General features: G+C 70.9%; 14 protein-coding genes. All 14 read left to right on the top strand.

What is annotated here, in order from left to right; all coding sequences use genetic code 11:
• Positions 1-21: 21 nt before the first annotated feature.
• The 14 genes from AB0H86_RS07835 to AB0H86_RS07770 all read left to right on the top strand — a co-directional run bounded on the left by AB0H86_RS07835 (position 22) and on the right by AB0H86_RS07770 (position 14197).
• Positions 22-963 carry an ABC transporter permease gene (locus AB0H86_RS07835; protein WP_362434293.1) on the top strand — a complete coding sequence of 314 codons (942 nt, stop codon included), beginning with the start codon at positions 22-24 and terminating at the stop codon, positions 961-963.
• Complete coding sequence (locus tag AB0H86_RS07830; RefSeq protein WP_362434290.1) at positions 960-2708, top strand: dipeptide/oligopeptide/nickel ABC transporter permease/ATP-binding protein; 1749 nt, start codon at positions 960-962, stop codon at positions 2706-2708. The genes AB0H86_RS07835 and AB0H86_RS07830 overlap by 4 nt, the downstream gene beginning before the upstream one ends.
• Positions 2705-3532 carry an ATP-binding cassette domain-containing protein gene (locus AB0H86_RS07825; protein ID WP_362434287.1) on the top strand — a complete coding sequence of 276 codons (828 nt, stop codon included), beginning with the start codon at positions 2705-2707 and terminating at the stop codon, positions 3530-3532. Before AB0H86_RS07830 ends, AB0H86_RS07825 begins: the two co-directional genes overlap by 4 nt.
• On the top strand, positions 3529-3960 hold the full coding sequence (locus AB0H86_RS07820) for a nuclear transport factor 2 family protein (RefSeq protein ID WP_362434284.1): 432 nt from the start codon (positions 3529-3531) through the stop codon (positions 3958-3960). The genes AB0H86_RS07825 and AB0H86_RS07820 overlap by 4 nt, the downstream gene beginning before the upstream one ends.
• Positions 3960-4220, top strand: a complete 261-nt coding sequence (locus AB0H86_RS07815; protein ID WP_362434281.1) for a hypothetical protein — start codon at positions 3960-3962, stop codon at positions 4218-4220. The genes AB0H86_RS07820 and AB0H86_RS07815 overlap by 1 nt, the downstream gene beginning before the upstream one ends.
• A 1-nt stretch (position 4221) precedes the next feature.
• The gene (locus AB0H86_RS07810) at positions 4222-4824 is read left to right on the top strand and encodes a response regulator (protein WP_362434278.1); all 603 of its coding nucleotides are present in this window, start codon (positions 4222-4224) and stop codon (positions 4822-4824) included.
• Between the two features lie 8 nt (positions 4825-4832).
• Positions 4833-6305: an ATP-binding protein gene (locus AB0H86_RS07805; RefSeq protein ID WP_362434271.1), complete on the top strand. Its 1473-nt coding sequence runs from the start codon at positions 4833-4835 to the stop codon at positions 6303-6305.
• A complete protein-coding gene (locus AB0H86_RS07800; RefSeq protein WP_362434268.1) occupies positions 6302-8860 on the top strand; it encodes a family 78 glycoside hydrolase catalytic domain in 2559 nt (852 codons plus the stop codon). The genes AB0H86_RS07805 and AB0H86_RS07800 overlap by 4 nt, the downstream gene beginning before the upstream one ends.
• Entirely contained in the window at positions 8857-10083 is a 1227-nt protein-coding gene (locus AB0H86_RS07795) for an amidohydrolase family protein (protein ID WP_362434265.1), read from the top strand. The genes AB0H86_RS07800 and AB0H86_RS07795 overlap by 4 nt, the downstream gene beginning before the upstream one ends.
• A gap of 116 nt (positions 10084-10199) precedes the next feature.
• The gene (locus tag AB0H86_RS07790; protein ID WP_362434262.1) at positions 10200-11309 is read left to right on the top strand and encodes an acyl-CoA dehydrogenase family protein; all 1110 of its coding nucleotides are present in this window, start codon (positions 10200-10202) and stop codon (positions 11307-11309) included.
• A 15-nt stretch (positions 11310-11324) separates the two neighbouring features.
• Positions 11325-11684, top strand: coding sequence for a hypothetical protein (locus AB0H86_RS07785; protein ID WP_362434260.1), 360 nt, complete (start codon positions 11325-11327; stop codon positions 11682-11684).
• Positions 11681-12934, top strand: a complete 1254-nt coding sequence (locus AB0H86_RS07780; RefSeq protein ID WP_362434257.1) for an aromatic ring-hydroxylating dioxygenase subunit alpha — start codon at positions 11681-11683, stop codon at positions 12932-12934. The genes AB0H86_RS07785 and AB0H86_RS07780 overlap by 4 nt, the downstream gene beginning before the upstream one ends.
• Positions 12924-13439, top strand: coding sequence for an aromatic-ring-hydroxylating dioxygenase subunit beta (locus AB0H86_RS07775; RefSeq protein ID WP_362434254.1), 516 nt, complete (start codon positions 12924-12926; stop codon positions 13437-13439). Before AB0H86_RS07780 ends, AB0H86_RS07775 begins: the two co-directional genes overlap by 11 nt.
• Positions 13436-14197 carry an SDR family NAD(P)-dependent oxidoreductase gene (locus tag AB0H86_RS07770; protein ID WP_362434251.1) on the top strand — a complete coding sequence of 254 codons (762 nt, stop codon included), beginning with the start codon at positions 13436-13438 and terminating at the stop codon, positions 14195-14197. Before AB0H86_RS07775 ends, AB0H86_RS07770 begins: the two co-directional genes overlap by 4 nt.
• Positions 14198-14215 lie beyond the last annotated feature (18 nt).

Genomic DNA, 14215 nt, shown 5'->3' with positions numbered 1-14215 from the left:
ACGCGGAAGGAGGAACTGACCGTGCTCGTCTTCTTGTTCCGGCGCATCGCCGCCGGCGCCGTCCTGGTGGTCGTCGTGGCCACCGCGACGTTCCTACTGCTCAGCCTCACGGGCACCGATGTCGCCCGCAACGTCCTGGGCGAGACGGCCTCGCGGTCCGCGGTGGTCCAGAAGAGCCATGAACTCGGCTTGGACCAGCCCCTGATGGAGCGGTACTGGCACTGGATCGAACAGGCCTCGCAGGGCAACCTGGGCTCTTCATGGTTCACCGGCGACTCGGTGAACCAGTCCCTGATGGACACGCTGCCGGTCACCCTCTCCGTGGTACTCGCGGGAATGCTGGTCGCGGCGGTGCTCAGTGTGGCACTGGGCGCCGCGGCGGCACTGCGCGGCGGCTGGGTGGACCGTCTCGTACAGTTCGCCGCGGTGCTCGGCACCGCGGTGCCGAGCTTCCTGATCGCCCTGGTCCTCGCCGTCACCCTGGCGGTACAGCTCGGATGGCTGCCCGCCACCGGCTACGTCGCCCTCGGCGAGTCCGGCACCGGCTGGCTCCGCTCCATCACCCTGCCCGCCCTGTCACTGGCCGTCGCCGCGACCGCGGCCACCGCGATGCAGGTGCGCGGCGCGCTGATCGACGTCCTGCGCGCCGACTTCGTCCGCACCCTGCGCAGCCGGGGACTGACCACCCGCAGCGTCGTGTTCCGGCACGCGCTGCGCAATGCGGCCCCACCCGCCCTGACCGTCCTCGCCCTGCAGTTCATCGGCCTGATCGGCGGCGCCGTCGTCGTGGAGAAGGTGTTCGGCCTGCCGGGCATCGGAACCTTCGCCAACTCGGCCGCCGTACGCGGTGACGCACCCGTGCTGCTGGGCACGGTCGTCGTCACCGTCATGATCGTCGTAGCCGTCAACCTGCTGCTGGACATCGCGTACGGCTGGCTCAACCCCAAGGTGCGTGTCTCATGACCGAAGTGGCCCCGGCGCCGGCCCCCGGGCGAGACCGCCTCCTGCGCCGGACCCTGCGCGACCCCCTGACCGTCGTCTGCCTGGTCGTCCTGGGCCTGGTGATCGTGGCGAGTCTCGCGGCACCGCTCCTCACCGACCAGGCCCCCGACCGCAGTGTCCTCGCCGACACGCTCGCGCCCATGTCGGGCGCCCACCCCCTCGGCGGCGACGGCGTCGGCCGGGACGTCCTGTCCCGGTTGCTGTACGGCGGCCGCACCAGCCTGGTGGGCGGCACCCTCGCCGTCCTCGTCGCCTTCGCCGTCGGCGCACCGCTCGGCCTGATCAGCGGCTTCTACCGGGGCCGGTTCGATGCCGTGGCCGGGTGGATCACCAATGTCATCATGGCCGTACCCGCGATCATCGTGATGCTCGTGGTCATGGCAGCCGTCTCGCAGGACCTCAACGTCGCCATGATCGTCCTCGGCGTGATCATGGCTCCGATGGTCTTCCGCCTCCTCCGCGCCTCGGTGCTCGCGGTCCGCGAGGAGCTCTACGTGGACGCCGCCCGCGTCTCCGGACTCGGCGACGCGCGGATCATGCGCCGGCACATCCTGCCTGTGGTGATCGCCCCGTCCGTCATCCAGGCGACCCAGGTGTTCGCCGTGGCGATCGGCATCCAGGCGGGCCTCGCCTTCCTCGGCCTGGGCAAGGCGTCCCAGGCCAGCTGGGGCGCGATGCTGAACGACGCCTTCACCAACGTCTACAGCGCACCCGCGCTCCTGGTGTGGCCGGGCGTCGCCATGGGCCTGACGATCGTGGCGTCCAGCCTCCTCGGCAACGCCGTGCGGGACGCCCTGGGCACGACCGAACCTCACGTGACCAAACGCCGCAGGCCTGCTCCCCGCACGGCCGTGGCCCCGGCCGCCGAGGTGCCCGCCGACCGTCTGCTCACCGTGGAGAACCTGCGTGTCGGCTACGGCGAGAAGACCGTCGTCGACGGGGTGAGCATCACCGTGACCCGTGGCGAAGTCCTCGGCCTGGTGGGGGAGTCGGGCTCCGGCAAGAGCCAGACGGCGTTCTCCGTCCTCGGACTGCTGCCGTACGAGGCGGAGGTGGCGGCCGATCAACTTGTCTTCGACGGCAAGGAGTTGCTGAGCCTGGACCTCACCGCGCTCAACGCCCTGCGCGGCCGCGGGATCGGCTACATCCCACAGGAGCCCATGTCCAACCTGGACCCCTGCTTCCGGATCGGCTCCCAGCTCGTGGAGCCCATGCGCAAGCACCTGGGGCTGTCCCGGGCCGAGGCCCGTACCAAGGCGCTCGACCTCCTCGCCCGGGTCGGCATCCCGGACCCCGAGCGGGTGTTCAGGTCCTACCCGCACCAGATCTCCGGCGGTATGGCCCAGCGCGTCCTCATCGCCGGCGCCGTCTCCTGCGACCCGCAACTGCTGATCGCCGACGAGCCGACCACCGCACTCGACGTCACCGTCCAGGCCGAGGTGCTCGACCTGATGCGCTCGCTCCAGCAGGAGCGCGAGATGGGGATGCTCATCGTCACTCACGATTTCGGCGTCGTGGCCGACATCTGCGACCGCGTCGCGGTGATGCAGACGGGGCGCATCGTGGAGACCGCTCCGGTCGGCAGGATCTTCGCGGCGCCCGAGCACGCGTACACCCGGATGCTGCTGGACTCGACGCTCGAAGGCGGACCCGTGCGCGGCGAACTGCGTACCCCCACCGTGCCGTTGAAGGAGGTGACGTCTTGACCAGCCCACTGCTCGAACTCGACGACGTCGTCGTGGAATACCCGGCGAAGGGCCGCGGCCGGAAGCCGTTCCGTGTCCTGCATGGCGTCTCCCTGTCCATCGCGCCCGGCGAGACGCTCGGCCTGGTCGGCGAGTCCGGCTCCGGGAAGACGACTCTGGGCCGGGCCGTCCTCGGCCTCGCGCCCGTCACCAGCGGCGAGATCCGCTATGCGGGCACACCCGTCTCCCGGCTCGGCAAGCGGGAGCGGCGGGCACTCAGCAAGGACATCCAGGTCGTCTTCCAGGACCCCTACACCTCGCTGAACCCGGCCATGACGGTCATGGACATCCTCACCGAACCGCTGCTGGTGACCGGCGTCGCCCGCGCCGAGGCGGAGGGCCGGGTGCAGAAGCTGCTCGACCATGTCCACCTCCCGCAGGACGCGGCCCAGCGGCTGCCCCGGGAGTTCTCCGGCGGCCAGCGGCAGCGCATCGCCATCGCCCGTGCCCTGTGCCGCGACCCCAGGCTGATCGTCTGCGACGAACCGGTCAGCGCCCTCGACCTGACGACCCAGGCCCGGGTGCTCGACCTGTTCATCGAGATCCAGGAGGCGACCGGAGTGGCGTACCTCTTCGTCACCCACGACCTGTCCGTGGTACGGCACATCAGCCACCGTGTGGCCGTGCTGTACCAGGGTGAGATCGTGGAGACGGGCGACGCGGCCCAGGTCACCGAGCGCCCCGAACACGCCTACACCAAGCGGCTGTTGCTCGCCGCTCCCGTGCCGGACCCGAAGCGGCAGGCGCAACGCCGCGCGGAGCGGCAGAAGGCGGCCGCGTCATGACCACCGACGAGGTGACGGCCACCCTGACCCACTACCTCGCCCTGTGCGACGTACCCGCCGGCGCGGAGGGCGAGTTGGGAGAGCTCTTCACCGAGGACGCCGTGTGGGAGGGCGGCGGCAGCGCGTACGCCGAGAAGTTCGGCCGCACCGAGGGCCGCGAGGCGATCGTCACGATGTTGTCGGACTACCTGCCGCCCAGCCCGCACTTCCGTACCAACGTCCACCTCCTGTTTCCCGGGACGGTGGACCTCAAGGACGCCACGGCGCACGGCAGTTGGTCCATGCAGCAGTTCTCGCGGTACGAGTCCGGCAGCGCGGAGGTGATGGTGGCGCGTCTCAACGTGACCTTCCGACTCGACGACGACCGGCCCCGCATCTCCGCCTTCCGCACCGAACGACTCTTCGCCGCACCGTTGTTGGGGGAGTGATGAACGCCCGCACCATGCTCCTGACCTGCTACGCCGACACCCACCACTACGGCTGGCACCACGTCGACCTGTTCACCCACGACCACACCGGCCGCGAGGTCAACTGGGTCCACTGGGCGGTCGACGAGGACGGCCCCGACGGGGCCGACGCGGCGACCGCCCGGGTCGAGCCCGCCCTGCGCCGCACGACCGAGTGGCGGCGCGGGATCAGCGCCGACGGCAGCGAGTACTGGACCGCCCAGGCCGCCTGGGACGGCTGAGATGTGCCTCGTGTACATCCTCGACGACGACGAGGAGCTCAGCGAGTCGCTCGCCTGGCTCCTTGAGTCGGTCGGTATCCGCTCGGAGCGTTTCCAGGACGCCCGGACCTTTCTGCGCTCCTACGACCGCACCCGGCCGGCCTGTCTGGTCCTGGACGTCCGCATGCCCGAAGTCAGCGGCTTCGGCGTCCAGGAACTGCTGAACGAGACGGGGTCGCCGCTGCCGGTCGTCTTCGTCTCCGCGCACGGCGACATCCGGATGTCCGTACGCGCGATGCAGAACGGCGCCGTCGACTTCCTGGAGAAGCCCTACGACCCCCAGCACCTGCTCGACGTCGTACAGAACGCCCAGCGCACGGCACGCGAACGCTTCGACCGTGAGGCTCAACAGAGCCGACTCCGCGCCAAGTTGGACACTCTGACCGGGCGCGAGCGGGAAGTGCTCGCGCTGTCGGTCGAGGGCGCGTCGAACAAGCAGATCGCGGGGCGGCTCCGCATCAGCGCCAAGACGGTGGACGTGCACCGGGCCCGCATCCGGGAGAAGACCGGTGCCGAGAGCGTCCCCGCCCTGGTCCTGGACGTGCTCCGGCTGGACGCGTGGTGAGCAGGGGCATGCCCGTGGACGACCTCGCCCCGACCGACTTCCACGAGCTGACCGAAGCGCTGAAGTACTGCGTCCTCATCCACGACGCCCGCACCTTCGACATCCTCTGGGCCAACCGCGCCGCCTGCGACGTGCTCGGCTGGACCGTCGACGAGCTGAAGCCGCTCAAGGCGCCGGACATGAGCAAGAACGCCCGCCAGTACAGCCGCGAACTCGGCCACCGCTGGCTCGGGCACGCCGTCGAGCACGGCATCAGTGCCACCGAGTGGTGCTACCGCTCCAAGAACGGCGAGGAGATCCTCACCGAGGCGATCGCGATCCGCGTCGAACTGGCCGCGCGGACGGCGGTGATGGTCCAGTTCCGCGACATCGCCGAGGAGAAAGCGGTCCGACGCGACCTGTCCCGCACCGAGAACAGGCTGCACGCCTTCCTCGGCGGCCTGGCCGAGGGGATCGTCGTCCTCGACGACGCGAACCGGGTCGTCTTCGCCAGCGAGGCCGCCTCCCGCGAACTCGGCGGCGACCTCGACGGGGCGGACTTCACCGCCTACTGCTGCGACGGACTCGTCCCCGAGCGCGAGGGCCGCTACCGCTTCGCCGCGCCGGGCGGCACACCCCGCTGGTACGCCGCGACCTGCCAGCGCATCGACATCGAGAGCGACCTGCGCGGGCGGATGCTCCTCTTCTACGACATCACCGACCGTGTCCGCGCCGAGGAACGGCACCGACGCGACACCCAGCACCTCGACCACCTCGCCCGCTACAACGCCATGGGTGACATGGCGATGGCGATCGCCCACGAGGTCAGCCAACCGTTGGCGGCCGCGTACAACTTCGTCGAGGGAGCGCGCGGCCGGATCGGCACCGGCACCGGCACCGGCACCGGCACCGGCACCGGCGACGAGGCGGTGGCCTGGGGGCTGGACAACGCCGTACGGCAGATCGAGCGGGCCCGCCGGATCCTGGGCAGCCTGCGCGGTTACGTCGGCCGCCTTGAGCAGTCCGAGCAGCTGACCGACCTCAACACGATCGTCCGTGACTGCGCGTACTTCGTCGAACTGCGGGCCCAGGAGCATGCGGTGGCGGTCGAATTCGACCTTGCCGCCGATCCCCTCCCGGTCCTGTGCGAGAACGTGCTCATCGGGCAGGTCGTGATGAACCTCGCCTTCAACGCGGTCGACGAGATGGCCCGTTGGCCCCAGGCGGAACGCAGAGTGCGGATCGACACCCGGCGCGGCGACGACGGCCGCCCCGAACTCGCGGTCCGCGACCAGGGACACGGGCCGCCGACGGACGAGCGGATCTTCGAGGGAGTCTTCACCTCCAAGGAGAACGGCAGTGGCATCGGCCTCGCCCTGAGCCACCGCATCGTCACCCGCCACGGCGGCACCATCGGCGTCCACGCGAACGAGCCGCGCGGCGCGGTCTTCTGGTTCGCGCTGCCGACAGCCCCGACGCGAGCGGAAGCAGGGAGCACATGACCGACCACCGACCGCGTGTCACCGACGTACGGGCCGAGCACCACCGGCAGCCCCTCGGCATCGGCGAGCGGCGCCCCCGGCTGTCCTGGCGGACGGCCACCGACCGGCCCGGCTGGTGCCAGACGGCGTACGAGATACGGCTCACCGAGGAGCACCGTGAGGTGGGCCGGACCCACCTCCGGTCCGCCGAGTCGGTACTCGTTCCCTGGCCGGGTGATCCGCTGACCTCGCGCCGCCGGGTCGAGGTGGCGGTTCGCGTGTGGGGGCCGGACGGCGAGGGACCCACCCCGTGGTCGGATCCGCTCACCGTCGAGGCCGGACTGCTGGAGCCCGCCGACTGGTCGGCCGGCATGATCTCGCCCGCCCGGTCGGAGCCCGTCGACCGTCACCTCCCGCCGCCCGTCCTGCGGGGCACCTTCCGCCCGCGCGGCCCGGTCACCTCGGCCCGCCTCTACGCCACCGCCCACGGCGTGTACGAGGCGGAACTCAACGGCGTACGGACCGATGACCAGGTCCTGGCCCCCGGCTGGACCCACTACCCCCAACGCCTGCGCTACCAGACGCACGACATCACCGGCCTGCTGCACCACGGCGACAACGAGATCCGCGTCCTGCTGGCCGACGGCTGGTTCCGCGGGCGGCTCGGCTTCGGCGGCGGAACGCGCGACATCTACGGCGACCGGCTCGCCGCCCTCGTGCAGATCGAGGTCCGGTACGCCGACGGCACCACCGAGACCTTCGGCAGCGGCCTCGACTGGCAGGCCGCACCCGGCCCGATCCTGTCCTCCGGGATCTACGAGGGCGAGGAGTACGACGCCCGCCGGGAGCCCGCCGACTGGAGCCCCGTGCGGCTCGTGCCGTACGAGCCGTCCCGGCTGGTCGCGCCCGACGGGCCGCCGGTGCGCCGCACCGCCGTCCTGGATCCCGTCGCCGTCCTCACCTCACCCGCCGGCCGGACGATCCTCGACTTCGGCCAGAACCTCGTCGGCCGGCTTCGCATCCGCGTCGAGGGGGAGACCGGACACACCGTCACGCTGCGCCACGCCGAGGTACTGGAGGACGGCGAACTGTGCGTCCGGCCGCTCCGCGAGGCGCGAGCCACGGACACCTACACCCTGCGGGGGACGCCCGGCGGCGAGCAGTGGGAGCCGCGCTTCACCTTCCACGGTTTCCGCTACGCCGAAGTCACCGGATGGCCGGGGGAGTTGGCGCCGGGTGACGTCCAGGCCGTCGTCCTGCACACCGACATGCGCCGCACCGGATGGTTCGAGTGCTCCGAGCCGCTGCTGAACCGTCTGCACGAGAACGTGCTGTGGGGCATGCGCGGGAACTTCCTCGACATCCCCACCGACTGTCCCCAGCGCGACGAACGCCTCGGCTGGACCGGCGACGTCCAGGTGTTCGCGCCCACCGCCACCTTCCTGCACGACTGCGCGGGACTGCTGCGTTCCTGGCTGAGGGACCTCGCCGCCCAGCAGCACCAGGACGGCAGAGTCCCGATGTACGTGCCGCACATCCCCACCGCGTTCCCCGAACTGCGCGCCGCCGCCTGGGGCGACGCCGCCGTGATCGTGCCCTGGGTGCTGTACGAACGCTACGGCGACCCGGGCATCCTCGCCGACCAGTACGCCAGCATGAAGGCCTGGGTGGACGGCATCACGCGGGTCGCCGGCGACCGGCACGTGTGGGACAGCGAACGCCAGCTCGGCGACTGGCTCGACCCGTCCGCCCCACCGGACCGCCCGGGCGACGCCCGCACCGACCCGCACCTCGTGGCCACGGCCCACTACGCCCACTCGGCCCAACTCCTCGCACAGACCGCTGAGTTGCTCGGCCACCACGACGACCACACCCACTACACCAAGCTGGCCGAAGCGGTACGGGACGCGTTCCGCGGGGAGTACCTCACCCCCGACGGCCTGCTCACCAGTGACACGCAGACCGCGTACGCGCTCGCCCTGCGGTTCGGGCTCCTGGCCACGGACGCGCAACGCGCCCGCGCCGGACGGCGGTTGGCCGAACTCGTCCGCGCCGACGACTTCCACATCGGCACCGGTTTCGTCGGCACACCACTGATCTGCGACGCGCTGTGCACGGCGGGCGAGTACGACACGGCCTACCGGCTGCTGCTGCAACGCACCTGCCCGTCCTGGCTCTACCCCGTCACCATGGGCGCGACCACCGTCTGGGAACGCTGGGACAGCATGCTGCCGAACGGCACGGTCAACCCCGGCGAGATGACGTCCTTCAACCACTACGCCCTCGGCGCCGTCGCCGACTGGCTGCACCGCACCGTCGCCGGCCTGGCCCCCGCCGCCCCTGGCTACCGGCGCCTGCTCGTCCGTCCCCGCCCCGGAGGCGGGCTGACCCACGCCCGCGCCGCCCACGACACGCCCTACGGCCGCGCCGAGGTGTCCTGGTCCCGCACCGGGAGCGCGTTGCGCGTCACCGTCACGGTCCCGCCCGGCACCACCGCGCTGATCGACCTGCCGGGCACCGCGGCACCCGTCGAGGTCGGCTCCGGCACCCACCTGTTCCGAACGGAGCTGTCATGACCACTCGATACCGGCACGCCGTCCTCGTCGACGGAACCGGGGCGGCCCCCGTCCCCGACGCCGTCCTCGTCGTGGACGACGACGGGCTGATCGCCTACGCGGGCCCCGCGTCCGCGGCACCGCGGACGCCCGACGCGACGGACATCGACCTCGGCGGGCGCACCCTGCTGCCCGGCTTCATCGACTGCCACGTACACCTGTCCATGACCCCCGAACGCGGACTGGTCGCGGGCCTGGCCGCCGACCCCACGGTGGAGACGTTCGAGATCGCGCGCCGACTGCGGGACACCCTGCACGCGGGGGTGACGACCCTGCGCGACCTCGGCGGCACACCCGCCGGCTATCGGACGGCCGTCGAACGCGGGCTGATCGAGGGCCCCCGGCTGCAGGTCGCCGTGAAGGTGATCAGCCACACCGGCGGACACGCCGACTGCTCGCTGCCCGGCGGGATCGACGCCGCCCCGCACCTCGGCGAACTCGCCGACACGGTGGACGAGGCACGGCTCGCCGTCCGCCGGGTGCTGCGCGCCGGAGCGGACGTCGTCAAGGTGTGCGCCACCGGAGGCATGGGCAGCCCGCACGACGATCCCGACGACGAGGGCCTGACCCAGGAGGAGATGGCGGCCGTCGTCGACGAGGCCGCCCGGCACCGGGGCCGGCCCGTGGCGGTGCACGCCCAGGGCACCGCCGGCATCCGCAACGCCCTCCGCGCCGGCGTCAGCAGCATCGAGCACGGCTACGGCATGACCGACGAGCTCTGCGACCTGGCCCTGGCGCAGGGCACGTTCCTCGTGCCCACTCTGTCCACCGTCTTCGCCCCGCTCGACCCGGCCGTCATGGCCGACCACCACTACCGCAAGAAGAGCCGCTGGTCAGGCATCAGCAAGGAGAACATCGCCCACGCCATCGCCCGCGGTGTCCCGATCGCCCTGGGCACGGACTCGGGCGTCGTCCCGCACGCCCGCAATCTGCTCGAACTGTCCCACCTCGTCGACCTGGGCATGGCACCGCTCGAAGCGATCACGGCCGGCACCCTGAACGCGGCCTGCCTCCTCCGCGTCGACGACCGGCTGGGCTCCCTCGAAGCGGGAAAGACGGCCGATTTCGTGGTCGTTGACGGGGATCCGGTGCACGACATCGCCGTACTGGGCCGACCGGAGAACGTGGTTCTGGTCGCGCTGTCGGGAGAGGTCCACAAGGACCTCGTAGGGCTGCTCGGATAAGAGAAATCCCCTACGCGGCGAGGTCAAGTCCCAATGGCGGGGCCCTGGTTGTCGCGCATAGCGTGATGACACGGCGGGCGGGAGTATCGCCCGGCAAAGCGAGGAGAGATTCCCTCATGACGCATTTCGATCGACTGCTGATGGTCGTAGCGGACCGGCGGGCGGAATTCGCAGAGAAGCGGCATGTGCCGCGGGATGTGATCGCCGATTTCAAGCGCGCGGGAATCTACCGGGCGGGCGTTCCGAAGCGATTCGGTGGCGATGCCCTTCCGCCCACCGAGTTCCTCCGTCTCATCGAACGGATCTCGGTGGTCGACGGGTCGGCCGGATGGGTCGCGAGCTTCGGCTCCTCCGCGATCTACCTCGCCGCACTGCCGCTGGAGACACAGGCGGAGTTGTACGCCGACGGGCCCGACGTGGCCTTCGCCGGCGGCCTCTTCCCCGTGCAGCCCACCGAGCGCGTCGAGGGCGGCTACCGCGTCTCCGGGCGCTGGAAGTTCGCCAGCGGCTGCAAGGGCGCCGACCTGCTCGGCGTGGGAATCAAGGCGGGCGAGGACCGCGCCGGGCGGCCACGGACCGCCGTCCTTCGGCCCGCACAGGTGGAGATCGTCGACAACTGGGACGTCATCGGCATGCGCGGCACCGGCAGCCATGACCTCGTGGTCGACGGCGTGGACGTACCGGAGGAGTGGACGTTCCTGCGCGGCGGCGAACCCACCGTCGGCGAACCCCTCTACCGCTATCCCACCGTCCCCTACGCGGCCCAGGTCCTGGCCGTCGTCGGACTCGGCGTCGCCCGCGCGGCCCTCGACCACGTCATCGCCCAGGGCGGACGCTCCAGTTTCACCGGCGCCCCGAAGCCCGCCGAACGCGCCACCTACCGCATCGCGGTCGGCCAGGCCGAGGCCCAACTCCGCTCCGCACGCGCCTTCTTCTACGAGACCACCGAGGACGTGTGGGCCACGGTCGAGGCGGGCGACCCCGCGACGGCCGAACAGGCGAGCCTGCTGAGGCTGACCTCCGCCCACCTCGCCAAGACCTCCTTCGAGGTCGTACGGGCCGCCTACCAGCTCGGTGGCATCGGTGCCATCACCGACGGCAGCCCCCTCCAGCGCTACCTGCGCGACGCGTCGGTCGTGCCGCAGCACGCCTTCCTCCAGGAGGGCATGTACGACGGCGCGGGCGCGGTCCTCATGGGCCTCCAGCCCTTCCCCGGCTACCTCTAGAAAGGCAGGAACCCCGTGTCCGACGCACCCCTGCGCGTGCTGTTCTGCATAGGCGTCAACCAGAACTTCTTCGACCTGCCGACAGGACAGGGCAAGACCGTCTGGGACGGTTTCACGACCATGCTCGGCCAGCTGTACGAACTGCCCGGAGTCACCGTCCTGGGCACCATCGACGACGACCTGCACATGGTGGGTCCGTCCGACTCCTGGCCCTGGACGTGTTACGTCCTCGCCGACGTCGTCGACCAGGCCGCCGCTGCCGCCGCCTGCAACCTCTTCCGCACCGTCCAGGTCGGCGACCACGGCCTGTGGCGCTACATGAAGATCGAGGCCCGCCTCGGCCGCCCGCTCCCCGAGCCGGAGGTGGCCCGATGACGCACTCGCCGCTCGTCGAATCCGACCGCGTCGCCGGCACCCTCTACACCGACCCGGCCCTCTTCGAACGGGAGATGGACCGCATCTTCCACCGCACCTGGGTGTGGGTCGCCCACGAGAGCGAGATCGCCAAGGCCGGCGACTTCAAGACGGCCTGGGTCGGCCGCCGTCCCGTCATCGTCACCCGGGACCGGCGCGGCGGCATCAACGTCCTCCTCAACCGCTGCCGACACCGCGGCGCCAGCGTCTGCGAGACCCCCAAGGGCAACGGCAACGGCTTCACCTGCCCCTACCACGCCTGGTCGTACGCGCTGGACGGCACCCTGCGAGGCATCCCGTACCCCGAGGGCTACGAAGACGTGCTGGAGAAGAAGGACCTCCCGCTCCAGCGGCTCAAGGTAGCCACCTACGCGGGCATGGTCTTCGCCAGCTTCAGCGACGACATCGAGCCGCTGGAGGACTTCCTCGGCGGGGCCCGGCTGTGGATCGACCGCTTCATGAAGCAGGGCGCGGGCTACCCGATCAAGGTGCAGGGCGAGCACAGGTTCCGCTTCAACGGCAACTGGAAGATCCAGCTGGAGAACACCACCGACTGGTACCACTTCCCGATCGTGCACCGCTCCTGGATGTCCTCGGTCGACGCCGAGACCGCGAGCATGCTGTCGATCATGACCGACGAGACCGCGGTCACCCACGCCCTCGGCAACGGCCACAGCGTCTCCATCTCCGTCGCCGAACACGCCGACCTGGATGTGGACGACGGCACCGAGAAGCTCCAGGGCCGCTTCAGCCACATCGTCGAGGAACTGTCGAAGGACCTGCCGCCGGAGAAGGTGCGGCGCATCGTCCGCTCCCTCCACGGCGCGGGATTCAACCTCAACCTGTTCCCGAACGTGGCCATGTCGATGGCGTTCTTCCGCGTCCTGCGCCCCATCTCGGTCACGGAGACCGAGATCCGGCACGTCGCCCTCGGCCTGGACGGCGCCCCGGAGATCGTCAACCGCGAACGCCTGCGCATCCACGAGCACTTCCAGGGCCCCTTCGGATTCGGCAGCCCCGACGACGCCGAGGCCTGGAACCGAGTCCAGCGGGGTGTGGCCGGCGGTGTGGACATGCCGATCCTGGTCAACCGCGGCCTGACCCGGGAGAAGCCCGACGACCTGGGACAGCCCACCTCCCACGCGACCGACGAGACCGGGATGCGCCAGGCGTACGACATGTGGAAGAGGATGATGACCGATGGCAACTGAGGCCCAGAGCACGGCAGTTGAGTTGCCACTGGACGATCCCCGAGCCCTCGCCGCCGTCTCCCTGATCTGGCACGAGGCCCATCTGCTCGACGCCCGCCGCTACGAGGAGTGGGACGAGCTGTGGTCCGAGGGCGGCGAGTACGTCATTCCGATCGACCGTGATGTCACGGACTTCGCCTCCCGCCTCAACCTCGTCTACGACGACGACCGCATGCGCCGGATGCGGATCGAGCGGCTCACCGGCGGGATGTCCATCTCCGCCGCGGCGGCCGCCCGCACGGTCCGCTCGGTTTCCCGCTTCGTCGTCACCGGCCGCGCGACCGACGCGATCGAGATCTGCTCCGCCCAGATCCTCGTCGGCTACAAACGCGATGAGACCTTCGTCCTCGCCGCCGACGTCACCCACCGGATCGTGTTCGGCGCGGACGGTCCCCGCATCGCGCGGAAGATCGTCCAACTGGTCAACTCCGAGGACACCGTGACCGCTTCGGGGTTCCTGCTGTGAGCCCACACGAGGAGAGCGAGCGGCGCGTCGCCCTGGTGACGGGCGCGGCCGGGGGCCTGGGCGCCTGCATCGCCGGACGGCTGTACGACCACGGCTACTGCGTCGCGCTCACCGACCTGGACGAGGAGGCCGCGGCCAAGGCGGCGGCGGAACTCGACCCCGAGGGGCACCACGCCGTCGGACTCGCACTCGACGTCCGCGACAAGGACGCCTTCGTCACGGTCCGGGACCGGCTGACCGAGCGCTGGGGCGCCGTCCACGTCCTGGTCAACAACGCCGGACACTCCAAGGTCGAACCACTGATGGAGATCGCGCCGGAGAGCTTCGACGCCGTGGTGGCCACCAACCTCAACGGCACCTTCTTCGGCTGTCAGGTCTTCGGCGCCTACTTCGCCGAACGCGGCTACGGACGCATCGTCAACATCGCCTCCCTGGCCGGCCAGAACGGCGGGACGGCGACCGGCGCGCACTACGCGGCGGCGAAGGGGGGAGTGGCCACCCTGACGAAGGTGTTCGCCCGCGACCTCGGCCCGCAGGGGGTGACGGTGAACGCCATCTCCCCGGGACCCCAGGACCTTCCGGTGGTCCGCGAGACCGTCGCGCCGGAGCGGCTCGCGCAGATCGAGGCGACCATTCCCGTCGGCCGGCTCGGCCGTCCGCGCTTCGTCGCCGACATGGCCGTCCTGCTCGCGGCCGAGCACGCGGACGCGGTCACCGGAGCCTGCTGGGACGCCAACGGCGGCCTGTACATGCGCTGACAGCGCCGTCAGCTCCCG

The sequence above is a fragment of the Streptomyces sp. NPDC050997 genome, assembly GCF_040660135.1.
GTDB lineage: Bacteria > Actinomycetota > Actinomycetes > Streptomycetales > Streptomycetaceae > Streptomyces.
Note: the sequence above shows the minus strand (reverse complement) of the source record. Positions and strands in the feature narration are given on the sequence as shown.